The organism is Vibrio sp. 1557 (genome assembly GCF_033340175.1).
GTDB lineage: Bacteria > Pseudomonadota > Gammaproteobacteria > Enterobacterales > Vibrionaceae > Vibrio > Vibrio alginolyticus.
This window is the reverse complement of record NZ_JAWOVZ010000013.1, coordinates 110,629-136,028: the sequence shown is the minus strand read 5'-3', so window position 1 is coordinate 136,028 and position 25,400 is coordinate 110,629. Positions and strand designations below refer to the sequence as shown.

Genomic DNA, 25,400 nt, shown 5'->3' with positions numbered 1-25,400 from the left:
TTGGCGCTGGACTAAACAAAGGCCCCCTTTTAGGGGGCTCACACAAAGCCACCTTCTTTAGAAGGTGGTAATTTACTTTTCAGTTTGTACTCACAATGCCCACTTTGTATAGGCTAAACAGGCGATTTAAGTAAGTTCCTATGTGGCGATACACATAAGCCAGCAGAATGGTCTGCTGGCTTAATGTTACTGATTAACTAACGTTAACTTAGTTTACTTAAACTTGCTGATTTCTTGTTCAACTTTGTCTAGTTGCTGCAGCTTCTCTTGCATTTTTAGAGAGTCGTAGTTTAGTGAAGCAGGGTTCATCGCTGTGCCACGTTGCATTGGGTATTCTGGAAGTGTTTTAAAGAACTCTCCCACCACGTCTTGTACAGGTACAAATAGCCACATGTTGTCAGCCATCCAACGCAAGTACATTTGTGATTCGCTTGGGCCTTTTTCGAATGGGTCAGCGCGTAGGTGGATGATTTTAGGCCAGTTCGGAGCAAAACGAACTGCGTTACTTAGGTTCCCTTCAAGCGTTGCAAAGTGAAGTTTCCAGTCATTCCAGCGGACAGCGTTTAATTCACCATTAGACGTAAAGTAAAGCAGCGACTCACGAGGGCCTTTTTCTTCCTTACCTTCAAAGTATGGCATGAAGTTATAACCATCTAAATGTACACGCCACTCTTTGCCATTTGCTTTGTAGCCTTCTGCCAGTTTTTCTTTTACATCAGGTACGCCAGCAGCTGCCAATAATGTAGGCAACCAGTCTTGGTGTGCCATCATTTCATTGATCTTGGTTCCTGGCTTAATTACGCCTGGCCAACGAACCAGTTGAGGAACACGCATACCGCCTTCCCAAGTTGTACCTTTTTCACCATGGAATGGTGTTGCGCCACCATCTGGCCAAGTCATGGTTTCTGCGCCGTTGTCCGTTGAGTAGATAACGATAGTGTTGTCTGCAACACCTAGCTCATCCAGCTTGTCGAGTAAAACACCTACATGATCATCGTGTTCCAGCATACCATCGGCATAAATGCTTACGCCTGATTTACCTTGGTATTTTTCCTGCAAGCGAGTCCAAACGTGCATACGAGTGGCGTTATGCCAAATAAAGAAGGGTTTATCCGCCTTAACTGCTTTTTCCATAAATGCCAAAGAGCTCTCTAGGAACTCTTCATCTGCGTGCTCCATACGTTTTCGTGTCATCGGGCCAGTGTCTTCAATCTTACCGTCGGCATAAGATTTAATGACACCACGAGGGCCATAGTTTTTACGAAACTCTGGGTCTTTAGGGTAGTAATAAGTTTCAGGCTCTTCTTCTGCGTTTAGGTGATATAAGTTACCGAAGAATTCGTCAAAGCCGTGTTTGGTCGGTAAGTGCTTATCTTGGTCACCTAAGTGGTTTTTACCAAATTGACCCGTCATGTAACCTTGTTCTTTTAACAGATCTGCAATGGTTGGCGCCCAATCAGGTATACCGTGGTCAGAGCCTGGCATACCAATTGTTAACAAACCCGTACGAAATGGCTCTTCACCTGTAATAAAGGCCGCGCGACCAGCAGTACAAGACTGTTGTCCGTAGTGATCTGTGAACAACGCGCCTTCATTCGCTATACGGTCGATGTTTGGCGTTTTGTAACTCATCATACCTTGGTTGTATGCGCTGATATTCCAGTAGCCGATATCGTCACCAAAAATTGCCAGAATATTCGGTTTGTCGGCTGCCATAGCAGCACTAGACGCCGCTAACAGTCCTGCGCCTACAGCGATTTTGCTCAATTGATTTGCCATAAAAACTCCAGATTGTTGAGAGTAAAGATAAGCACAAGTGAGCCTTATGCTTAGTTGCTGCATAAGTTAATGATGTATATAGAAAAATCCTCTTATACTCGATATAACCATAAGTTATTGCTAGGTTGTAACCATTTATTAATTAAGAAGAAATAGGATTGTTCTGTTAGTTTGTAGAGATTCGTAAAGTAGATTTAGATCACTGAAGAGCCTTATTTTTATTGCGTAGTAGAAGAGGGGGATGGAAATGAAAAACAATAGGATGCTCGCTTGTTTTACGGCCCTAAAGCAATACTAAAGTCGTTATGTATTGCTTGTAATTATTTGTATAACCAGTGATTTAGTGTCTATATTGATTTAGGTTGTACATTATAAATATAAGGATATCTATGAGTCAGTGGGCAGGCCGGTTTCGCATTTTATTGCTGGTCAACGTTGTTGTCAGTTTTATGGCTTTTTCTCAAGAGTTATTAACAGAGAAACCAAATATTCCTTCAGGCTTAAATCCAGAATATGCTGGCACACAAGCTTGTATAGATTGCCACCAAAACGAGGTGGAGGCCTGGAAAGGGTCACATCACGATATGGCCATGAAGCATGCAAGTACAACCTCTGTACGTGGTGATTTTGATAACCATGTTGTAACGCACAAAGGAATGCCTAATCGTTTTTTTAAAAAAGGCGACGAATTTTGGGTCAATATTCAAGGTGCTGACGGGCAATGGCATGACTATAAGATCAGCTATACATTTGGCTGGGAGCCATTACAGCAGTACATGGTCGAGTTTGAAGATGGCCGCGTGCAGCTTATTCCTTTTGCTTGGGACACAAGAGCTAAAGTTGAAGGGGGACAGCGTTGGTTTCATCTTTATCCAGAAACGACAACAACGGATGAATTCTATTGGACCAATACCGGGCAAAATTGGAACTTTATGTGTGCTGATTGCCATTCAACGAACCTAAAGAAGAATTACGACGCTGACAAAAACACTTACAACAGCTCATGGTCAGAGATTAATGTGGGATGCGAAGCATGCCATGGTCCCGCTAGTCAGCACATAGAACTGGCCAAGAAATACAAAAATGCTGGCACTTCTTTTGAGCATGACAGCCATTATGGCTTTGATCGAAATTTGTCTAAAGCAGTGTTGGATTGGGTGTTTGAGGAAGGCCATAGTACGTTACAGCCGAAATCAAATGAAGCAACCAATCAAGTGCAAACATGCGCTCAATGCCATAGTCGCCGAACCCAGTTAAATGAAACAGGTGATCATGTTAAAGGTTCCTTTTTTGATAAATATCGCTTAAGCCTTATAACACCTGAACTCTACTATCATGATGGACAGATTTACGACGAAGATTATGTTTATGGTTCGTTTCTTCAATCTGAAATGGCGGAGAAAGGGGTCACGTGCACTAATTGCCATGATCCACACACGGCAGAGTTAACGATCCCAGAAGAGGCAGTATGTTCGCAATGCCATATTGCATCGGAATATACACCTGAAAAGCATACCTTTCATAAGGCTGAATCTGAAGCATCGCAATGTACGACTTGTCACATGCCAGAAACGACTTACATGCAAGTCGATCCTCGTAGAGACCACAGTTGGCATATTCCACGACCGGATTTGAGCAAACACATTGGAACGCCCAATGTTTGCATGTCATGCCATGAAGATAAAAGCAATCAATGGGCCGATGAACAGATAGCAGAATGGTACCCGAATTCGAAGTATCGTAATCAACAACATTTTGCTGTCGCATTTTATGCGGATTCAATTGGTCATCAAGGAGCAGCAAATGCGTTGGCATACTCTGCTCAGGATTCGTCGTTAAAAGACATTATTCGTGCTTCAGCCCTGGAGAGAATGGGGGGCAACACTGACCAAAATACAACAGTATCTTTGGCTAGGGCCGTTAAGAATGAGAATGAAATGGTTCGATTAGGGGCAATTTCAGGCTCGTCTGGTTATGAATTTCATGACCGGTGGCGGATTCTAGAGCCATTACTTGGTGACCCGGTGCTTTCAGTGAGAGCGGAAGCTGCCTCGGCGCTGGTAGCGAACTACGCACAAATGACCCCTTTACAAAAAGATATAATTAAATCGCCTTTAGAAGAGTACATGGAAATTCAAGAGTTTAATGCCGATCGTGGTTTCGGAAGAACCAATTTGGCGAATGTGTACCGCAGCTTAGGTGAAATCGACAAAGCGGCCGAGCTGTATAAACAAGCGATCAGCATCGAACCCTACTTCGAAAATAGCTACGTTAACCTAGCAGATTTGTATCGCCACCTAGGTAAAGAAGAAGCTGCGATCACGGTGCTACAACAAGGGATGAAAGCTCAACCTAAATCCAGCACATTACCATACAGCGCAGGTCTTTCTTTGTTACGTCAAGGCAAAGCCGATGATGCGAAAAAGCTACTTAGACGCGCCGCAGAAATTGGTGAAACTAATGCGCATTATTGGTACGTGTACGGTCTAGCTTTAGAAAAAAGCGATGTTCTAGAAGCCAGTAAAGCGTTGCATACAGCATTTGAAGTCGGTGGCAATCCACAACACTTGTTTGCTCAATGCGAGGTTCTAGCGAGAAATCATAAAAAAGGTGCTGTCGCTTTTGCTTTCGATAGGTGCATACAAGAGCTTAGTCACTATGCACCTAAACAAGCTATTGATCAGCTTAAAGCCTCTATTGTTGGGGTCAATAGGAGCTAATTACCAAAAGTGGAGCTTTTATCGCTCTACTTTTTCTTACTTGGTTTAATCAGCGTCTTTCGCTAATCTCAGCCCCATGTCGGACATGATGACTGACTGGCTAGCAAAATCGCGACGATAGTTTTCGGATTCGTCAGCATCATAGGCAAAGCTACCACCTCGTACAGACTTGTGTGCCAGGCTTTCTTTTTCATCTTTTGCGTTTACCGGATTATCACTTGGTGCTGATTTGTAATAGCCTTCATCAAACGCATCAATAACAAACTCACCAACATTACCCGTCATATCGTATAAGCCAAGCTCATTCGGTTTTTTCTGACCTACCTTGTGTGCCTTATTGTTTGAGTTACTGGCATACCAGGCAACGTCGTTAATATCATCAGACCCCGCGTAAGTGAATCCTTGACTTAGATTCCCCCCTTTCGCTGCAAACTCCCATTCTGCTTCGGTGGGTAAACGATAGTGCTCTCCCGTTTTTTCATTCAATTTCTTTATAAAATAATTGGCTTGTTGCCAGCTAATGTTATTCACGGGCGTATTTGGGTTTCTAAAATAACTCAGAGAAGAGCCTGTAACCGATTCGAATAACTCTTGGGTTACCTCAAATTTTGCCAAATAGAAATCATCCACGCGAACGGTGCGAGCCGGGCGCTCGGATTTATTTGCTGATGGATTATCCGAGCCCATCATAAATTGTCCGCCTTCAATAAGAACCATATCTTGATCGATTTTTTGAGCAAGAGGGCTAGGTTGTGTTGTTGCACATCCAGTCATAATTAGCGAAATCGAAATAGCGGCACCAAGGTAAAGAGTATTACTTTTGGAATGCTTCATAGGGGAGCTCCATCAACATTTATGATCAAAAAATTTTATCAGGCAAGTCTATGAAAAACAGTTATACACACTATAACAAGCGCCACGAATAATTGAACATTATCATCACACTAGGCGATTAACTTAATGATTAGTCTTAACGCCGTTGGGCGCAGGCTAGCAACTAAGAAGGTGATGAATGCACATAACTCAAGGTCCGCAGTTCAATGGAAAAGCATCCAAGCGATTACATGTCATGGCGAAACCTATCGGTGCAGTGTGCAATATCGATTGCACCTATTGTTACTACCTAAGCAAACAAGATTTACTTGAGTACAAGCCAGGCTGCTCACCAGTCATGGATGAGGAAACGCTCGAGACCTATATCCGTCAATATATAGCGGGACAAAATACACCTGAAATTATTTTCTCTTGGCAGGGTGGTGAGCCGACAATGCTAGGTTTGGATTATTTCAAGACAATTGTTGAGCTACAGAATAAATACCGTCCCGATGGCATTACGATCTCCAATGATCTCCAGACTAATGGCACACTGCTTAACGATGAATGGTGTGAGTTTTTAAAGGCGAACAACTTTCTCGTCGGTTTAAGCATTGATGGTCCAGAAATGATGCATAACGCTTATCGAACAAACCGAGCTGGTAGAGGCACATTCCGGCAAGTCATGAATGCGGTTGAACTATTACATAAGCACGAAGTAAAGTTTGCTACGCTCACTTGTGTTAACAACTTGACCAGCCGTAACCCACTTGAAGTGTACCGATTCTTGCGAGATGAAGTACGCTCCCCTCAAATGCAGTTTATTCCAATAGTTGAGCAGAAAACATTCAGAACAACCGCCCCTCAAACTTGGGAGCCAAACGAGCAACTAAAGCAAGGAGATAAACGGTTGATCCCAGGTCATAAAGATGCCGTTGTTGAGCCTTTTTGCGTTGCGGATGAAGCATGGGGAAATTTTCTGATCGCGATTTTCAATGAATGGGTTTTACACGATATCGGCAACGTGTTTGTTCAGTACTTTGAAGCCAGTATCGAAACCTGGATGGGCAGAAAAAACCCACTGTGTACGTTAGGTGAAATCTGCGGGAAAGGCTTAGCAATGGAGCCTAATGGTGATGTGTTTGCGTGTGATCATTACGTGTACCCAGAATATAAGGTTGGAAACATTCATCACGAAAAGCTCGATACGCTCGCTTATAGCTCTGAGCAGCAGAAATTTGGGTTTGCTAAAAGTCGTACGCTGCCCCAACAGTGCCTTCAATGTGATTATCAATTTGCATGTTTTGGAGAATGTCCCAAAAACCGTTTTATCCGTACTAGGCAAGGTGAGCCTGGTCTTAATTATCTCTGCGCGGGTTGGAAGAAGTTTTTTACCCATGTTGATCAGTCGATGGCGTACATCTTACGAGCGACAGGTAACCCAGTGGTTCACGGTAAATACAGTGACCAGATTCTACGCCAGCAAGCTACTCAAACACAGACTGTGTTTGAAACGAAGTTTTAAGATAGTCACTACGCCTGCTACAGGCCCGGAAATGAAAGAATATAGGTTATTGAATGCAAAAAATTAAGCTGCTCTCTAAATCATTACTCGTGATCTCGATCGGCATTGCTGCGAGTCAAACAGCAGTGGCACAAGAAACAACATTGCTAGACCCAGACCAGGTATCGCCGACAACGGTTGTCACTCCACAAGAAGCTCAAATGACACCGGCGCAACGAGTCGAAAAGCTGTCTTATGATGCGCAAAATAAAAAGTTGTCTTCAGAAAAACGTATTGATGCTTTACGTGAGTTAGCCAACTATCCAAGCCAAAATGCATTGGTTGCAGTTGCGCGTGGGTTGCAGGATGAAGATGCAGGTATTCGCGAAGCTGCGATCGTGGGAGCTCAGCCATATATGATTGAGCACCGTTGGCGTTTGATTTCACCATTATTGAGTGATGACGCCGCCATGGTGCGAATTACAGCAGCGATTAACCTCGTTCGAGATTACGCCAATTTGAGTTCGGAGCAACAGCAGTCACTTGAGGGGCCTGTTTCAGAGCTGACAGCACACTTGTCCAGTAAGAACGATAATGTTTCCAAGTTATTACTTGCAGACGTTTACCGTTGGCATCGTGATTGGGATAAAGCGGCGCTGATATACCCAGAGTTAACTAAGCTTGAGCCAAACAATCCTCAAGTTTGGTTAAGCTACGCAGACAACTTCCGAGCGCAACAGCTAGACCAAAAAGCTACCAACGTGCTTGACGAGGGTATCAAGCTAAATTCAGAAGATGCCTCGCTGCATTATTCTAAATCTCTCGCTTTGGTTAGATTAGACAAAAAGAAAGAAGCGGCGTTTGAAATAGACAAAGCTGCGACGATGGCAAAGACGAACAGTTACTTTTGGTACTTAAATGGTGTTCTGCAAGAAGAGTTAGACTTGAAGAAGTCTGTCAACGCTTTTGAGCAAGCGTATTTGATATCCGGTGCTCCAGAACAATTGTATGCCGTGTGTGACATCTATGTTAGATACGGCAACCCTAAAACGGATGACTGCTTAACAGAGCTAACGAAGGTCGCTCCCGACTATGTTATTGAAGAGCTCAATCAGAAAAAGGGGCGTAAAAGTGCCTCTACATCAGTTGAAGCCAATGAATTTAAACTCTAATCGTTAAATTCCATGTTTCTATTTTAATAAAACAGTGGACTAGATTGGTGACATTGTCACTTTTTGGTGGCCGTTGCATATTTCAGTTCAATATGCGCCTGTTTCAATTGAACTATACTTTTGATTGGATTCGCACCTAGCACCTCAATATAAGGAATTAAGATGGCTATAAAGTTAAAGGCGATTGTCTTAGCAACAGGTTTTGCTCTGTCTAGTTACGCTGTTGCTGCTGATATGCAAGATCCACTTCCGTCATGGAACAACACTGACGCTAAGCAAGCTATTATGGCGTTTGTTACGAAAACAACGACCCAAGGTTCGGATTCCTATGTGCCTGAAAGCCAACGAATCGCGACGTTTGATAATGATGGAACACTTTGGGCAGAAAAGCCTGTTTATCTACAGTTGTTTTTTGCGATCGATAGAGTAAAAGAAATGGCCTCTGAGCATCCTGATTGGAAGACAACCGAACCCTTTGCTTCCGCATTAAAAGGTGACATGGAGGGGATTGGTAAACAAGGACTCGAAGGTGTAATGAAGCTTGTTATGGCAACCCATTCTGGAATGTCTACTGAACAGTTTCATCAAGAAGTTAAGGAATGGTTGAAAACGGCTGTCCATCCAACAACGGGTAGACCATACACTGAAATGGTCTATCAACCTATGCTCGAACTGCTCGACTATTTAAGAGCGAACGATTATCAGACATACATCGTTTCTGGAGGCGGAATTGAATTTATGCGCGTTTGGGCGCCGGAAGTATACGGCATTCCAACGCAAAACATCGTGGGAACGACGTTAAAGGCGGAATATCAAAGTGTTGATGGAAAACCTACCATCCAACGCATGCCGGAAATAGACTTTGTCAATGACAAAGCAGTAAAGCCTGTGACGATTCAAAACTTCATTGGCAAACGTCCGGTCATGGCGTTTGGTAATTCTGATGGTGATTTACAGATGTTAGAGTGGACGAAAGCAGGTTCAGGTCCAAGATTTTCTGCGATTATCCATCACACGGATGACAAGCGCGAATGGGCGTATGATAAAGATTCTCATGTTGGTAAGTTAGATAAATCGTTTAAAGTAGGTGAAGAGCAAGGTTGGCTATTTGTCGATATGAAACAAGATTGGAATCAAGTGTTTAAAGAGAGCACTAAATGATAATCTTTGTTTGACCATAACTTGCTGCAACCAAACAATTGCAACGAAATAAAAGGCCTCACAATTGAGGCCTTAGTTAACTCCACAGTAGCTTCGATACCTAGGGTCTAGTTTCTAGGTTGCTGTGTCATTGTTTCTACCACTTTTTCAATACTTAACGAGCTACCTTTTGTTGCAGGGAACTCCTTAAATGTCTCTAGGAACTTACGCACGATAGCTTGAGCAGGAACGAACATCCACATTTGATCAGCGTAAAAATGTCTGACGTAAAGTGCTGCATCTGGACCGACCTCGAATGGGTCCATACGAAGGTTTACAATCAAAGGCCAACTCGGTGTTTTGCGGTATGCCTCATTAATGGCACCCTCCATAATACTGAAGTGGATCTTCCAGTCTTTATAACGAACGGCGTTTAAATTACCACCAGCATCGAAGTAAAAGATTTCTTTGCGTGCGCCTTCATCAGCTTTACCAGTCAGCAGATCAAGTTGGTTGTAGCCATCTAAATGTGCTTTAAAGGTTTTGCCCGCTGCTTTATGACCCTTCAATAGTTTTTCTTTCACATCTGGTTCGCCCACAGCTGCGAGTAGAGTTGGCATCCAGTCTTCTTGTGAAAAGATATCGTTGATAACCGTTCCTGGTTTAATGTTTCCAGGCCAGCGTACCATCATCGGAACGCGGAATCCGCCTTCCCAAGTCGTACCTTTTTCGCCCTTGAACGGTGTAGTACCACCATCTGGCCAGGTAAATTTCTCAGCGCCATTATCGGTACTAAAAACAACAATGGTGTTATCTGCTACGCCTAGCTCTTCAAGTTTATCAAGCATCACACCTACTTGATCATCTAGGTCCATCATGCCATCGGCGTATAAGCCGTAACCTGATTTCCCTTGATATTCTTCACTCAAATGTGTCCAAACGTGCATACGGGTTGAGTTATGCCAAATAAAGAATGGTTTGTCTTCTTTTACTGCTTTTTCCATAAAGGCCAAGCTAGCATCCATGAACTCTCGGTCTACGTTTTCCATACGCTTACGAGTAAGGGGACCTGTGTCCTCGATTTTGCCATCCGCAGTCGCCTTCAACACGCCTCGAGGTCCGAATTTTTTACGAAACTCTGGATCTTTTGGATAAAACTCAGACTCAGGCTCTTCTTCCGCGTTTAAATGGTATAGGTTACCAAAGAACTCATCAAACCCATGGTTAGTTGGTAGGTGCTCATCTTGATCACCAAGGTGGTTTTTACCAAACTGACCAGACACATAGCCGTGATTTTTAAGTAACTCTGCGATAGTAGGATCTTTCGATTGAATACCCTCTTTTGCGCCGGGCATACCAATAGTCAATAGACCGGTACGAAACGGATGTTGACCCAGAATAAATGAGGCTCGTCCGGCAGTACAACTCTGTTGTGCGTAAGCGTCTGTGAAAATGGCACCTTCATTGGCGATTTTATCAATGTTAGGAGTCTTCCCTCCCATCATACCATTGTGATACGCACTAATGTTGTATACACCTACATCGTCACCCCAGAACACAAGGATGTTGGGCTTATCGGCAGCAAAGGCTGTGGACGCAGCTAATGTACCGACCAATGCCATTACCTTTTTAATCGAGTTTCGCATGAAAATCCTCCGCGATAAATGAATCCATTATCGTTATATAACGTTACTAATTGTGTTCATCATGGCGAAGTCGAGTGAGATGACACCAAATGAGACAATGTAGTTAGTTGAATATAGTAGAGGTTTTTTGTTGCTTCCAAGTAATCCCTGTTTTTCAAAAATGTTAATTAACATGAACTAGACTTTAGTGTGTTTTAAGTGTGATAAGACGCACTTACAGGATTAAATTTCAATGAAAGGCGACACTATGAAAAATAAACTAGCAACTATCCTGTTTCTATGTATCCCGTTAGAAGTGGTTGCGGAAGAGACACCAAATGTCGTAGTAATGTTGGTTGATAACCTTGGGTGGGGGGAATTAAGTTCCTATGGGAGTACCAGAGGTGTTGAAACCAAAAACTTAGATCAACTTGCTAGAGAAGGTGTACGCCTTACTAATTTTAATGTGGAACCGCAATGCACACCAACTCGCTCCTCATTCATGACGGGGAGGCGAGCGCTTAGATCTGGGACAGATAAGGTTGTTTGGGGAGTGCCTTACGGTATGGTGAACTGGGAAATAACCATTGCAGAGAAGTTTAAGGAACAAGGATATAACACGAGCCTTTACGGGAAATGGCATTTGGGAGACCAAAAAGGGCGCTTTCCAACGGATCAAGGCTTTGATGAATGGTATGGCATTGCAAATACGACGGATGAGTCAGAATATAGCTCTCAACCCGGTTATAAAGCTATATTACCTAAACCTCAAATCCTTTCAGCTAGAGCAGGGCAGGACCCTAAAGGGGTCAAAGAATATAATTTGGACTCACGTAGAACGATTGACAGTGAGCTAGTTGAACATGCCACAAATTTTATAAATCGAAATGTGAAAGAGAATAAGCCATTTTTCTCTGTAATTACTTTTACTCAACCACATTTACCGACGCTACCTCATCCTGATTTTATTGGTAAAACAGGCAAAGGAAATTACTCAGATGTGTTAGCTGAGATAGATTTTCGAGCTGGGCAAGTTATTGGTGCAATAGAAAAAGCAGGAATTAAAGACAATACACTAGTGATTTGGTTTTCTGACAACGGTCCAGAGTGGCATATGCCATACCAAGGCTCTAGCGGGCCATGGCGTGGTGCGTACTTTACGGCTCTTGAAGGGTCTCTCCGAACACCATTTATTGCCTCTTGGCCTAACCACATCAAACCGGGTAGAGTGAGTGATGAAATTATCCATGTTGTGGATCTATTTGCCTCACTTTCTCATGTCGGTGGATACAAATTACCAAGCGATAGAACAATAGATAGTATTGATCAGTGGGCCTTTTTAAAGGGAGATAGTGAAAAGTCTAATCGAGATGGTTTTATCGTTAACAATGGATCTGAAACCTACGCTTATAAGTGGGAAAATTACAAGATGCACTTTATTGATCAAGATATCATGCCGGAGAAAGGGCGCCCATTACAGATCCCTGAAATATACAATTTGATTGATGACCCTAAAGAGGAGTTTGATTTAAGAAATAATGCCACATGGTTATTTCCTATCATGATAGGAAAGAGAGTAAAGTTTGAATCTTCCGTTGCAACAAGCTGCGATACGATTCCTTTCCCTGCTCCATTTGGATATAAGCCCGATTGTAGCAAGGGGAATTTCAATCAATTTCCAGTGGATGGGTTACGCCAGAAGTAGTTTACCCCAATGGCTCTTTCTCGCATACATGAGGTATGTTTTTGGTTCAATATCTCATTAGAGCCATTTAGGGCCATGTTTTTTCTAGTTTCATTTGAACAGTCACATTCGTCGACCATACTTAAAGTTCGTTGTTTCATATGGGGCGAATTATGCAGCCAATACTCTACATTCAAGTCGGTAATGTTCTTTGGGCGGTTTTAAGTGACGGTTCTTGGATCCAAATGTTGCCTAACGAACAATTAGTTCCAGAAGTAGAGGTGGTTGTTCTTAATACTGACATTCTCGATATTGCATTTAATGAAGATACAACAAGTGAGGATGAATCGAGTTCGAATGATCTTTTAATTGCATCTCAAAACGGTATTGAATCCACTTTTAATCAGAGCGTTCGAGATTTTAGTGAGTCTTCTGGTGGGTTAAGTTTTGTTGCCTATATTCGCGCTGTTTTACCTGAGCAACTCGTTTCTAATGGCTATGTTACTAGGCCAGCAGTGCAAGAAAGAGAGAACCCAACTTCTGAGACTCAGGCTCCTGAGCGGTTGAATCCCGATGCTATATTAACGGTGGATATTCTTGATGGCGGCGATGGATACGAAAACCAGTTTGAAGTTCCTAGTGTCACGATTCAAGGTGACGCACTCAAGATAAGCGATGAGTGGCTTGTTACTATCACCATTACCGACAGCCTCAATAATTCCATTACTGTTACAACGACCGTAGAGAATGAGGCTTATACCCTATCAGACGTTGATCTGTCTTCTCTTGCTGAAGGACCGCTTACGGTGACTTCTGTGGTTTCTGACATTTATGGCAATAACCTGAACGCCGTCGATACGACCATTAAAGATACGCTTGCAACGGTGAACGTCAATTTTGATGGTGGAGGGGATGAGTATTTAAATCAGTACGAAATCGCGACTACTCGCCTCGAAGGGACGATTGAAAACATTGAAGATGGCCAGCGTATCCAAGTTACGGTAACCGACTCGTTAGGAGCGGTCATAAACTTAGAAACGGTGGTGACTGGTGGAAGTTGGTCTCTGGACGACGTTGACCTTTCTGGATTGTCTGAAGGTACGCTGACAGTTGTTGCTAAGAGTATAGATATAGCGGGCAACCCTGCAATCAGTGAAAACACCATCATCAAAGATACGCTCGCAAGTGTGACGGTGGACGTTGACGATGGCGGAGACGGCTATTTAAACATTGAAGAGCGCCAATCTGTCACTTTGTCAGGGCAAGTCAGTGATGTTGAAAATGGTCAGACGGTTTCTGTCACGGTTCAAGACAGCTTGGGGGTGATGTTCTCGTTCAATACCGTTGTCGTTGATGGTATGTGGCAAGTCGAAGGGGCGAACTTATCCACGTTAGCCGATGGGGCGTTAACCGTATCTGCCTCCGTGAATGATGTGGCGGGCAACCAAGCGAAAGCGATGGATGAGGCTACGACCATAGATGCCACTGCTCCCATCATTGATATCGATACGGATTTTTATATTAGCGGTGGTCTTGCCATTGATGATTTCCGTGAGGGTATAGTCACGGAAATGAGAGGGACAACCAGTGGTGTAGAGCAAGGTTTGGCAGTGACGATTCGGGTAAGTGACGGAGGCAGCACGCTGAATTTTACTGGCCTCGTTGATGCATCAGGTTCGTGGACAGTAACCGGAATTGACGTAAACACTCTCAATCTAAACAACACGTGGACCATTGAAGCAGAAGTGTTGGATGCCGCCGGCAACCACGCGGTAGATACCATGCCGACAATAGTGCTACCCGGTTCAACGGTCTTTTCTGAAAACATCGTTGGATTTTTTGGTGAGCAAAGCAGCTCGGCAGCCATCAACATAGAAAATGGTGTGCCAGCACTGCATGCAGAGCAGCCAAGTTTGAGCGCGCTTACATCGGTCGGTCAATCTATTAACGTTGTTGTTGCAGAAGATGGGTTGAGCTTACAAGGAACATCGACTGACGACCGATTAGTTTTCTCAGCAGAAGTCAATGATGATGGTACGGTTCAAATTACTTTTTATGAAGCGATTGATCATGGTGTAGGTCAAGATGAGCTGGTGACTAACGTATTGGTTGAAAGCATTCAAAGTGATGCTGACGGTACACAAGAGACGGTTGTGGCACCGTTAACGATTACTATTTATGACTCTGATCCGGTGATTAGAGATGACACATACTCAGTCGTAGAAGATCAAACAATTACGGGCAATGTACTTGAAAATGATATTGATCTTGATGGAACACTTTATGTGAAATTTGTAGAGGTTGGCGGGGAGCAGAAGTCAATTCTAGAGGGGGGATCCGTAAGTTTTAGTTTAGAAAAAGGCGAATTAACCGTATTTTCTGATGGCTCTTGGCAGTTTGATGCAGGTCGAAACCTAGATCATTCGGTCGAGCAAAGTGTTTCTTTCAGCTATTTAGCTGCAGATGACTCCCAAGACTATGGCTTGGCTAACGCGACCATTGATATTAGTGATGGACAAGCAGGTTACGTAGGCAATGCGACTATAGACGTAACAGAAGTCCCTTTGGATGGCCCGATATTGAACTTTGAAGGAACTGTCAATATTGTCGCGGGATCTGACAACCCTGATCCGAGTAGTTTGTATTTCGGTGGGTCATCTATTACTAAGTTAGAAGCATTAGGGCTTACAAGCTCAGTCTCTGATAATGAGCTTAGCTACACGTTAAGTTCCAGTGGAAAGCAAATCACAGCATTTGCGAATGGTGTCACTGTATTTACGTTAACATTGAGTGGCGTTGAGTCGGGTAACGATGTATTAGCATCAATTTCGCTTACTCTTGAGCACCCTATCGATCAATTCAATAGCAGTGATACGGTCACTTTCCCGTTGACCATTGGTGGCGTAGATTTAGATGCCACACCGCTTGTAGAGAATGAAATTGACTATGTTCTAAAGGATGGCGCAGACCCAACTTTAAATAATTTGAATGGGGTAGAAGTAAAAGAATCTGATCTCGCAAATGGAAGTGTGTTGAGCTCAGGGAATTTTCAAGTTGAGGTTGGCAGTGATTACCTCGAATCTTTGTCGTTCATCGTCTCTGAACAACCCTTGTTGACGAGTGGTGAACAAGTTGTGCTTTATCAAGTCTCTGCGGATGGCAAAACACTTGATGGTTATATTCTTGACGAAGATGGGCAAACTCAGATTCCCATCTTTCAAGCTACCCTCAATGCTTCATTACCTATTGATGCAAATAGCGACATTACCTACTCCTTTGAGCTTTTTCAGGCTCTCGACCAACAAGAAAATACTGATCCAAACGTGCCTCTCGTTGTTACTGCAATGGACTCAGACCAAGATAACACGTCGGTCGTTTTAGACATTAATGTGATAGATAACGACAATGAACAAGCGCTAATCAATAGTGGCAATGTCGAGTTAACCGAAACACCTGTCGATACAAACATTGCTCCTGATGGGGTTTCAGCCATAGCGAATACGGATGTGATAGTTACGTCATCATTCGATCCGATTGTGTATCTGGGTGTTGACATAAATGATGGAGATACTGTCAAAACTACGCTTGGTGATGCTGTTACTTATAACGGAGAGGCTGTCACTTGGTACGATAACAATGATGGAAGCTTTGACGCAATTTCAGACACTGGAGACGTTGTATTTAGGGTCACGTTACCTAGTGACTTCTCTTTGCCATCAAATGATACGTCTACCGTTAATGTAACTGTAGAGCTTTATCACTCGCTTGACCATGTTTTAGGTGATGGGACGCAATTGTCGATCTCTATGCCCATCGTGGCGAGAGATTCTGATGGAAGCGAGATCTCTACGGAGTCCAACATACTGGTCTATGATGGCTTGTTTCCGGAACTAGTAATTACAGAGGGAATCACAGTCAATGAAAGCGGGTTGAATGATGATTCGCTTGATTCTGGCATCGAGGGCTCGTCACCATCCATTACGCTATTACAAGGTTCAGACTCTATCGCCAGTGTGAGCGTGAATATCGATATGTTCAATGCGCTCGGCTATAAAACAAGTAGTGGTAGCCTGGTTTCGCTTGATTCACCGGACTCGAATGGTTGGTTATATGCAAGAGATGAAAGCGAGCAAGACGTCTTTAGAATTAGATTTAATACCGATGGGACTGTCGAGTTTGATCTATACCGTGCACTTGAACACGATGAACCTGACGGTGTTCCAGCGGACGAGAACACATTAGAACTCAGTTTTTCAATTTATGCCGTTGATAAGGATGGCGACCAGTCTGAAGCTGAGACATATACCGTTAGTGTAGTAGATGATATCCCTGAAGACACAAGCTCACCAATAGAAATTGAACTTACCGAGGGGGATGAGTTTTCGGGAAACTGGTTTAGCAATAATGCCGACTTAATCAGTTCAGATGGCACGTTGATTTCAAGTTTGACCTATGCAGGTGAAACATACGATACGGCGAGTTCGGTATTTAGCAATGATGCTTGGACCATCGATTTAATCAATAGTAGTGATGGTAACTTAAAATATGGAACGCTGACTATTGCTCAAGATGGGACATTTACGCTAACTACCGAGCTTATTGTTAATACGCCTGTAGGTGGTTTGCTTGATGATCTAACGATAACTGTGACGGATGCAGACGGTGACCAAGCAAGCAGTGAAGCTCAATTAATTCTTGATGATGCCAGGGGCTTTATTCGAACCGTTAATGTAGATACGTTAGAAGATAATGGCGCGAATAACAGTGGAGACCCCACGCCAGTCGCGTTACCGATTAGAGTTTCTCCTGGGGATACGGAGAATAATGAGCGTGTTGAAGCGATAAGGATCTCTGTTGAATCTCTACAAGGAGGGGCTCTGTTTTTAGACGGAGTGCGCCTTGAAGATGATGATAATGACGGATTTATTAGTCTTTCTGGTACAGAGCTAATGGGGGTGGGTATATTCACCGTTCCAAATGGTGATCTCACTTATCAACCAGCGCTAAACCTGTCGGGCAACACTATCAAAGTTTCGTTAGCAGTGTCTGCATTAATCGTATCTGATGTCGAACCAGATGGTTTTGTATTACAAGGCAATAACACGTTAAATGTTAACGTTTTACCGGTTGCAGATTTGCCAGAGTGGTCTAGTGATTCGGACTTTTCTTATCAAAGTGTTGAAGATTCCGCTGAATCACTTTCACTCAATATTGTTGCTGAAAAGTTTGACCAAGACGGTTCTGAAACGCTCCACTACCAAATTTCGAATATTCCAGATGGACTTATATTAACACTTAACGGAAGTGCTATTGAGGAAGGGAAAGCGTATAGCCAATCCGAGTTAGATCAAATTGAAATCACATCTAACGAAAACTTAGCCGGAAGATTTACTTTTGATGTGACGGCAGTAACGACTGAGTCGGGTAGTGTGTTTGCCGATGAGCAAGATAAAACAGCGGAGATCACTGAGCAAGTTGTTATCGATATATCTCCAGATGCCGATGTGCCTACGCGGACCGTTAAAAACATTCAGGGGCTTGAAGACCAAGCGATTGACTTAAAAGAGTACATCCTAGGGCGGCTCACTGACACAGATGGCTCGGAGTCTCTGTCTTATCGCATAGAAGTTCAAGATGGTTGGACATTGCCTGTCGGAGCTGGGATTACGCTTATCGGTATTAATACCTACCTAGTGACCTCCAATGCTCTAGCCAATTCAGAGGCGTTACTTCAACCAAAATCGGATATCAGCTCATTTACTGAATCTCTATCCCTTCAAGTAACCGCCATTTCAACAGAGTCGACTATTGATGGCTTAGCACCTCTTAATGAAACCGCCGAGAGCCAATCTGCAACCATTGACATTAAGCTAAAAGGCGTGGTCGATGAACCAATTGTCCTAGATGGTGGACAGGGGAATTGGCAATATGATCAAGCGACTAAAGTAATTAGTAATCTCTCTACGTTAGACGAAGATAACCTGATACAACTGGATTTTATCATCCAGACATCAGACGACGATCTATCAGAAGAAATTAATATTTTGCTTCAGAACATCCCTTTGGGAACACAACTGACAGATGTAAATGGTGACCCTATTGTTCTTCCAATTGCTTACGTGGACCCAATAACGGGGCCAGTTTATCAGGTCTCGAATGCTGTTCTTGAAAACACTTACCTCAAAACAGAGCAAGATTTTAGTGGAACACTGAGCATGGATGTTATCGTCGTTTCAACAGAGCCGGATGGTGATTCTGCTGAAACCCCTCTTAAAGTGGAAATGGAAATCTCACCTATTGTTGAGCAAACTGACGGTCAAGAATTACAAAGCAATGGTATTGAGGACAATTTCATCACACTAAATCTTGAGCCTGTCGTTAATCAAGATATAGATTCTAGTGAGTCCTTGACAGGATACACCATTGTATCCATTCCAGATGGCTTAACGCTTTACTTTGATGGTAATGCAGTAGAGGAAAGTAACTTACCGTTAGAACTCAATGAACTACTTGATGGTAGCTCGGCAACATTATCTGAGTTGTTAAACAGTGGACGAATCACTGTAAAAGCTAATGAAGACCTAAGTGGGACATTTAGCCTGGAAGTTCAGTACGAAGTGACAGACACGTCTCCGACGATGGAGACTGATGTAAAGGCAATCAATGGCTCTTTGAGCGTCGTGGTTTCTGGCAAAGTGGATATTGGTAATGAAGATATTGACAAAACACGTTTAGAAGGCGCGACTGAAGTATTCACAAGTACGGATGGGTCTGCTGTCGACGTGAGTGGAGGCATTACATTTACAGAAGCGGATATTGATGGTTCAGAGTATCTCGATTACATCGTTTTACAGATACCGCAGGGTCAAGACCTCATTGTTACTCATCCGAATGGTGCTTCTCAAGATGCCGATGGGAACTGGCTGATTCCAATGGAAGGAATCACAAGTGATAGCGTGTTGGAAACCGCTCAAGATTTGCTTGCTAGCGCATCGATTTATAGCCCATCTAATACAGAGATACTTGATGTGAATGTGTTAGCGTATGTTCGAGATGGAACGGATGCTCAATACATCACAGGTCAGTTCCAAATTCAAATTACTGGCCATGAAGGAGATGGAGACCAGTGTGCTGATCCTGGTGAACCAGGAAGCGTTCAAAGTGGGGATATTGTAGGTAAAGAAGGTGAAGATGTCTCAATTGGGGCGTTTTTAAACCCTGATGTAGCGAGTAGTGATGGTAACTTAGTTTCCTTCTTTGTCGCCGCAGATTCTTTACCTGAAGGAGTCGAGCTTACTGGCGAAGGTGTGATACCTGCTTATGATAATGCGGGCAATCTGTTGGGTTATTCAATTTCTAGCGCTGGATTGTCTTCCTTGACGCTTACTGGCGTGGATGAGGACTTTGCTGGTTGCATTACTTTCAATTTAGAAGTGACAGAAACGGCCCCATGCGATGGTGACTCGAAAACAACCTCTCAGACCATTACGGTACAAATCTCTCCTGTTGTCGATGATATCGCGATAGCACCAAGCCAAGTTACGGTTCAAGAAGATACTATAACCAACCTGAATCTTGCTCTTGTATTGGGCGATAGTGAAGGGCCAATGCAGTCCATTACTGGAGAAGGTGACGCAGCGACTGGCCTTGAAAGTGTCAATTGGGTTTCTTTATCGGTGTCTGACGAGAATGCGCGGTTTACTGCCGTGGACCCGAGCCTACTCATTGACAACGGTGATGGAACATGGGTAGTGACAGATGTTACGCGTCTAAACGAAATTCAGTTAATCCCACCTGAAAACTACAGTGGAGAGCTTGTTATTTCCGTTGACGCAAACATTACTGATGAAGTCACGGGAAGTTGTTTAAGTACTGACAGTGCGAAAGATACTCAAACTAAATCAACAGAAGTTACCGTTACCATTACCCCAGTGGTTGATAAAGCGGTTCTGGAAACAGAAGACGTAGTTGGTAATGAAGATAATTATATTTATTTAGGAAACTTATCTGCATCATTAATCGATCAAGATGGTTCTGAGTCGATGTCTTTGGTCATGACAGGAGTGCCAGACGGAGCCGTGTTGGTTTGGGACAATAATGGGACGTTCGAATTACTCCCTGATAACGGTTCAACGGATGGTGAGAGCAAGGAGTGGCAGCTAACTCAAGCACAACTTGATAAGGTTTACTTTCTACCGCCACTAGATTTTAGTGGGGATATTTCATTAACACTGCAAGCTATTACCCAAGAGTCTGGATCAAACGACTATAACTATACCACTTCTCAGTTCAACGTCGGCGTAAAACCGATTGGCGATGATGTATCGTTGAATACAACCTCTAACACGTTCACTGGAGATGAAGGTGATTCCATTTCGATTGACTTTTTAGCGAGCGGTTTTGAAACAAATAGCAACGAATATATAGAAGTGTCGATGTTGATCAAAGCAAGCTCTGAACCCTCTGCATTGGAAGGCTTAGGTAGGATTCGTATTGGAACTCAATTCTCATCCTTTACCTTCGATGACGCGGGCAATGCCGTGGCGACGGTATTAGTGCGAGCAAATGAAGTGTCAGGTTTGGAGTTCATTCCGAAGGATGCATTTGGAACGATGGATGTTGCTCTCAATGTTAGAACGTTTGATCAAGCGATAGTGTCAGAGACACTCGAAACCGATTTTGGAGATGTGCAAACTACCGATCTAACCATTGTTGTTACCCCTGAAGCTGATGAGCCAACACTAACGGCCGATTATCAGTCTATTGTGTCTGAAGCGTCTGGGAGTATTCCTTTGGGGTTGAGCATGAATTTAGTCAATCCTGCACCCGAAGAGTTTGGAAGTGTGGAGATTCGCGGATTACCAACAGATCTAGAGTTGAGTCATGGTGAAAGATTGAACGGCATTTATACTGTTGATCAAGAGGATGTCGCTGATCTTTCCATCGTTGGCGGGTTTAGCGGTGCAAGTGATTTTACGTTGTCGATAAAACCGATTGCAACACTGGGTGCTACAGTCGCAGAAGGTGCTGCTCAGACAGTCAATGTTACCTTAGTGGAAGAAGGGGGCCAAACATTACTTGCGACAGATGCTAATGATTTGCTTATTGGAGGAAGTGGCAGCGATGTATTCCAGTTTGACAGTTCAGGGCTCGGTAACGAGTTAAAGCCCTCGTACGATGTGATCAACGATTTCCAAATATCCGTTATTGGTGATGATAATGACACAATTGACATCGCCTCGATAATCACCGCTACCTCGATAACAGAAGTCGATAATAAGCTCGATTTAACAGAGAATGATGATGGCGTAACGCTTCACATAAAACCAGAAGAGACGGGGACAAAACAACAGATTCTTATGCAGGGCGTCACTCTTGATCAGCTATACAAAGGTGACTCGACTGGCGTAGCCGAAGAAAATGTCTTACAGAAGATGATTGATGACAACAACTTGCTAGTAGGTGGTATGTCATGAAGCATCACTCATCCTCATCAAGTGAGCTGACTAACGATCCTTGGGGGCAATCGTTAACTTGGTTGATGCGTTATTTTGAGGTTAGACACCATACAAAAAAGGTGCTTTCTGGATTACCTCTTGTTGAGGGTAGATTGGATAGTGACTTATTCATCAGAGCGGCTGAGCGAGCCGATCTTGAACTCACATTAATCGATTTAAAATCCACCGCAATGTTGAGCTTTCCATTGGTGGTAATCAATAGGAAGACGTTACAACCCGCTATTATATCTGAGCGACATAACAGCGATTATCAAGTCACGTTATTTAGTGAAGATCAAGGTGAAACGCAATACGTCACGAGCGAGGAACTGCATAATCAATTCCAGCCTCAAGCATGGCAAGTTTCTATGCGTCCAGAGCTGGACAAACGGATAAGTTCTATTCAAGCGGATTATAATGAACATTGGCTTTTCGCAGTAGTGAAAGAAATGTCTCCGTGGTATCGAGATCTTTTGATTGCCTCTTTCCTTATCAATACGCTAGCGCTAGTTATTCCGCTTTTCACTATGAACGTTTACGATCGTGTAGTGCCTAATCAAGCTTTCAGTACATTATGGGTTTTGGTCGCTGGTGTCTCCGTCATCATTATTTTTGATTGGCTATTGCGTAAAGCAAGGGGAGTTGTCACTGATACCGCGGGTAAGTACATCGATAACAAGCTTTCTTCGATACTTTTTTCTAAAGTTATGGGGATGAAACTTGAACACCGTCCTGCATCAGTCGGTGCATTCGCTCGACAACTACAAGATTTTGATAGTGTTCGCGATTTTTTTACTTCTGCATCTCTTGTGACCTTAGTTGATCTCCCATTTACGTTATTATTTTTAGTCTTAATAGGTTGGCTAGGTGGGGCAATGATGTTCATACCTATTGCCGTCATGTTTATCCTGCTGATCCTTGGCTTTGCGGTAAAAGCAAAAATAGAACAATCACATACGGAAAGTGCTGCACTATCCATGAAGCGACAAGCTCACTTGTTTGATTCATTGTCCTCTTTAAAAGAGATTAAGCAAAATAACGCTACGGGAGAAGCACAAAAGCGTTGGGAGCAAACGGTATCCATGCTTTCTGATTGGCAAAATCAATCGCGAAACTATTCGAATATCGTTGCTTACTCCATTCAATCTAGCCAGCAGATAATTACCGTAATGTTACTTGTAACAGGTGTGTACAGAATTTCTGAGGGATTGCTCAGCATGGGGGGGCTCATTGCTATTGTCATGCTTAGCGGTCGTGCTGCAGGGGCGATTAACCAGTTAGCTATGTTGTTACTTCGCTATCAACAGACAAAAACAGCGGTTGAAGGCTTAAATTCTATCATGTCTTTACCTCAGGAGGCGCAACGCAGTCAGGTCATTACGTCTGCCGAATTTACAGGGAATATACGTTTAGAAAACGTGAGCTTCCAATACCCAGATGTTGATATGCCATGTTTGAGAGATATTAATCTTACTATCAAGCAAGGCGAACGCGTTGGCGTTATTGGTAGTGCAGGAGCAGGAAAGTCAACACTCCTTTCCATTATGACCAATCAACTAAGTGCCTCACAGGGCAGCGTTTATTTCGATGACATTGACAGTCAGCTTTGGCCTGCCGAATTGATAAGAGAGAAAACGGGTTGGGTTGGCCAAGATTCGCATCTTATATACGGCAGTATTATGGAAAACATAGTATTAGGACATCATGTTATTGATCAAGAACGATTACGCCGTGCGATAGAATTATCGGGTTTGAACCAGTACATGAGTCGCCTTCCTCATGGTCTAGAAACGCAAGTCGGAGAAGGAGGGCGTTATTTGTCGGGGGGGCAAAGGCAAGCTGTAGCGATTTCAAGAGCTTTTTATCGAAACCCAGCAGCATTAATTTTAGACGAGCCAACCAGTTCCTTAGACCAGCCAGCTGAGAATGCGTTGTTTAATGCTCTCAAATCGTTGCCGCACTCGACGACGATGATTATTAGCTCTCATAAACATTCCTTATTATCGCTTTGTGATCGAATTGTTGTGCTTGATAAAGGCACAATTTTGAGGGAAGGAGCGCCCCAAGAAATTTTTGCTAAACAACAGTCTAACGCGAAGACGAACAGAGTACGCGCAGTATCAATTGTACGCGAAGGAGGTCAATGATGAGCACAGTTCGTTGGAGTAATGCTCATTTAGCAAACCGTTCGAGAACGTTGATTTGGTTGTCTGCCGCGTTAGTGCTAAGTGTGATTATTTGGGCCTCGTGGGCGAGGTTAGACGAAGTGGTTGTCGGCGAAGGAAAGGTTGTTCCTACTTTGTCTGTTCAGACGATTCAGAGCTTAGAGGGAGGCATTCTAAAGGAGTTACTTGTCATGGCTGGTGAAAGCGTCACTAAGGGGCAAACCATCGCTATTCTGGATGATACAAGGTTTAAGTCGACCTATTCGGAGACCTCTGAACAAGTTGAATCTTTGCTCGCCAGAAAGCAGAGGCTTCAAATTGAATTAGAAACGGTAAAAGTGAATAGCCTCCAACTGGATTGGAAACAACAAGTGAGTATCGAGCCTCAGACATTTGATATTTCGATGACCGGCCACTCTGCCTATCTGAATGCCAAAGCAAACTATCTTGAGCGGTTGAGCCAACTGGAGTCTGAGCTGGAGGAGGCTAAATTGCGAATTGAGCAACAATCGCAAGCTTATCTAGATACCTTGAATACCATTCAAACACTAAAAAGCAGTCTGGTTATTGTCTCGAAAGAGCGAGATATGTTGAGAGAGGTGGTTTCTAGTGGCGCGGTGGCTGAAGTGGAATTATTAAAACTGAATAGAGACGTTATAAAGCTCAAAGGAGACATCGCGAGTTCACAAGCTGCTGCCCAAAAGCAAAGGGCTGTGTATTCTGAATCCATCGCAGATTATCGTGGTACTGCGCTTGCTTTTAGGGCAGAGGCACAAGGGCAGCTCAATGAAGTTGTGACGCAACTAGCGCAGCTCAATGAAAGTCGTCAGGCGATTGCGGATCAGTTGAATCGAACGCAGTTACTTTCTCCGGTCGATGGAACCATCAAAGATGTTTTTGTCAGAACCATCGGAGGTGTGGTTAAGCCGGGTGAGCCTATTTTAGAAATAGTCCCTCGTAATAGCACGTTAATCGTTGAAGCGAGAATTTCTCCTCAGAATATCGCCTTCATAAGGCCTGGCCTGCCGGCAACGGTAAAGTTGTCTGCCTATGACTTTGTCATTTACGGAGGCCTAGAAGGAGAAGTGACCTACGTAAGCGCCGATGCACTTCAAAATGAAGAGGGCAATGCCTACTACCGTGCCAACGTTACTTTCAAGGTTGATGATAAGTTTACGATCATCCCGGGAATGCAGGTTGTGGTAGACATTCTTACAGGAGAAAAAACAGTACTGAATTATTGGTTAAAACCTATATTACGTGCGAAAGAGAATTCGCTCAGAGAAAGATAGACATAAGGA

The 25,400-nt window shown here is 43.4% G+C and carries 11 protein-coding genes; 8 read left to right on the top strand and 3 right to left on the bottom strand.

What is annotated here, in order from left to right; all coding sequences use genetic code 11:
• Positions 1-213: 213 nt before the first annotated feature.
• Entirely contained in the window at positions 214-1,779 is a 1,566-nt protein-coding gene (locus tag R7070_RS16060) for an arylsulfatase (RefSeq protein WP_005377767.1), read from the bottom strand.
• 389 nt (positions 1,780-2,168) lie between these two features.
• Between R7070_RS16060 and R7070_RS16055 the strand changes: the two genes are divergently transcribed.
• On the top strand, positions 2,169-4,499 hold the full coding sequence (locus R7070_RS16055; protein ID WP_318141249.1) for a tetratricopeptide repeat protein: 2,331 nt from the start codon (positions 2,169-2,171) through the stop codon (positions 4,497-4,499).
• A gap of 45 nt (positions 4,500-4,544) precedes the next feature.
• Here R7070_RS16055 and R7070_RS16050 read toward each other — a convergent pair whose 3' ends face one another.
• Positions 4,545-5,273, bottom strand: a complete 729-nt coding sequence (locus tag R7070_RS16050; RefSeq protein WP_373920819.1) for a formylglycine-generating enzyme family protein — start codon at positions 5,271-5,273, stop codon at positions 4,545-4,547.
• A 238-nt stretch (positions 5,274-5,511) separates the two neighbouring features.
• Here R7070_RS16050 and R7070_RS16045 point away from each other — a divergent pair, with 238 nt between their 5' ends.
• The 3 genes from R7070_RS16045 to R7070_RS16035 all read left to right on the top strand — a co-directional run bounded on the left by R7070_RS16045 (position 5,512) and on the right by R7070_RS16035 (position 9,149).
• Entirely contained in the window at positions 5,512-6,837 is a 1,326-nt protein-coding gene (locus tag R7070_RS16045) for an anaerobic sulfatase maturase (protein WP_130546078.1), read from the top strand.
• Positions 6,838-6,890: 53 nt separating this feature from the next.
• Complete coding sequence (locus tag R7070_RS16040) at positions 6,891-7,988, top strand: hypothetical protein (protein WP_213866560.1); 1,098 nt, start codon at positions 6,891-6,893, stop codon at positions 7,986-7,988.
• 162 nt (positions 7,989-8,150) lie between these two features.
• The gene (locus R7070_RS16035) at positions 8,151-9,149 is read left to right on the top strand and encodes an HAD family hydrolase (RefSeq protein ID WP_033905219.1); all 999 of its coding nucleotides are present in this window, start codon (positions 8,151-8,153) and stop codon (positions 9,147-9,149) included.
• 107 nt (positions 9,150-9,256) lie between these two features.
• On the opposite strand, the gene R7070_RS16030 is transcribed toward R7070_RS16035, so the two are convergent.
• Complete coding sequence (locus tag R7070_RS16030) at positions 9,257-10,774, bottom strand: arylsulfatase (protein ID WP_005377761.1); 1,518 nt, start codon at positions 10,772-10,774, stop codon at positions 9,257-9,259.
• A 247-nt stretch (positions 10,775-11,021) separates the two neighbouring features.
• Here R7070_RS16030 and R7070_RS16025 point away from each other — a divergent pair, with 247 nt between their 5' ends.
• From R7070_RS16025 to R7070_RS16010, 4 genes are all read left to right on the top strand, one after another.
• Positions 11,022-12,458, top strand: a complete 1,437-nt coding sequence (locus R7070_RS16025) for an arylsulfatase (RefSeq protein ID WP_236147215.1) — start codon at positions 11,022-11,024, stop codon at positions 12,456-12,458.
• Positions 12,459-12,610: 152 nt separating this feature from the next.
• Entirely contained in the window at positions 12,611-21,913 is a 9,303-nt protein-coding gene (locus R7070_RS16020) for an Ig-like domain-containing protein (protein WP_318141248.1), read from the top strand.
• Positions 21,910-24,081 (top strand): type I secretion system permease/ATPase, encoded by a 2,172-nt coding sequence (locus R7070_RS16015; RefSeq protein WP_151514743.1) that lies wholly within the window; start codon positions 21,910-21,912, stop codon positions 24,079-24,081. The genes R7070_RS16020 and R7070_RS16015 overlap by 4 nt, the downstream gene beginning before the upstream one ends.
• The gene (locus tag R7070_RS16010; RefSeq protein ID WP_172563288.1) at positions 24,078-25,391 is read left to right on the top strand and encodes an HlyD family type I secretion periplasmic adaptor subunit; all 1,314 of its coding nucleotides are present in this window, start codon (positions 24,078-24,080) and stop codon (positions 25,389-25,391) included. The genes R7070_RS16015 and R7070_RS16010 overlap by 4 nt, the downstream gene beginning before the upstream one ends.
• Positions 25,392-25,400 lie beyond the last annotated feature (9 nt).

Excerpts from the sequence above, each read along its gene's own strand:
- R7070_RS16060 (WP_005377767.1), bottom strand. The coding sequence starts at position 1,779 with ATGGCAAATCAATTGAGCAAAATCGCTGTAGGCGCAGGACTGTTAGCG.
- R7070_RS16055 (WP_318141249.1), top strand. The coding sequence starts at position 2,169 with ATGAGTCAGTGGGCAGGCCGGTTTCGCATTTTATTGCTGGTCAACGTT.
- R7070_RS16050 (WP_373920819.1), bottom strand. The coding sequence starts at position 5,273 with ATGACTGGATGTGCAACAACACAACCTAGCCCTCTTGCTCAAAAAATC.
- R7070_RS16045 (WP_130546078.1), top strand. The coding sequence starts at position 5,512 with ATGCACATAACTCAAGGTCCGCAGTTCAATGGAAAAGCATCCAAGCGA.
- R7070_RS16040 (WP_213866560.1), top strand. The coding sequence starts at position 6,891 with ATGCAAAAAATTAAGCTGCTCTCTAAATCATTACTCGTGATCTCGATC.
- R7070_RS16035 (WP_033905219.1), top strand. The coding sequence starts at position 8,151 with ATGGCTATAAAGTTAAAGGCGATTGTCTTAGCAACAGGTTTTGCTCTG.
- R7070_RS16030 (WP_005377761.1), bottom strand. The coding sequence starts at position 10,774 with ATGCGAAACTCGATTAAAAAGGTAATGGCATTGGTCGGTACATTAGCT.
- R7070_RS16025 (WP_236147215.1), top strand. The coding sequence starts at position 11,022 with ATGAAAAATAAACTAGCAACTATCCTGTTTCTATGTATCCCGTTAGAA.
- R7070_RS16020 (WP_318141248.1), top strand. The coding sequence starts at position 12,611 with ATGCAGCCAATACTCTACATTCAAGTCGGTAATGTTCTTTGGGCGGTT.
- R7070_RS16015 (WP_151514743.1), top strand. The coding sequence starts at position 21,910 with ATGAAGCATCACTCATCCTCATCAAGTGAGCTGACTAACGATCCTTGG.
- R7070_RS16010 (WP_172563288.1), top strand. The coding sequence starts at position 24,078 with ATGATGAGCACAGTTCGTTGGAGTAATGCTCATTTAGCAAACCGTTCG.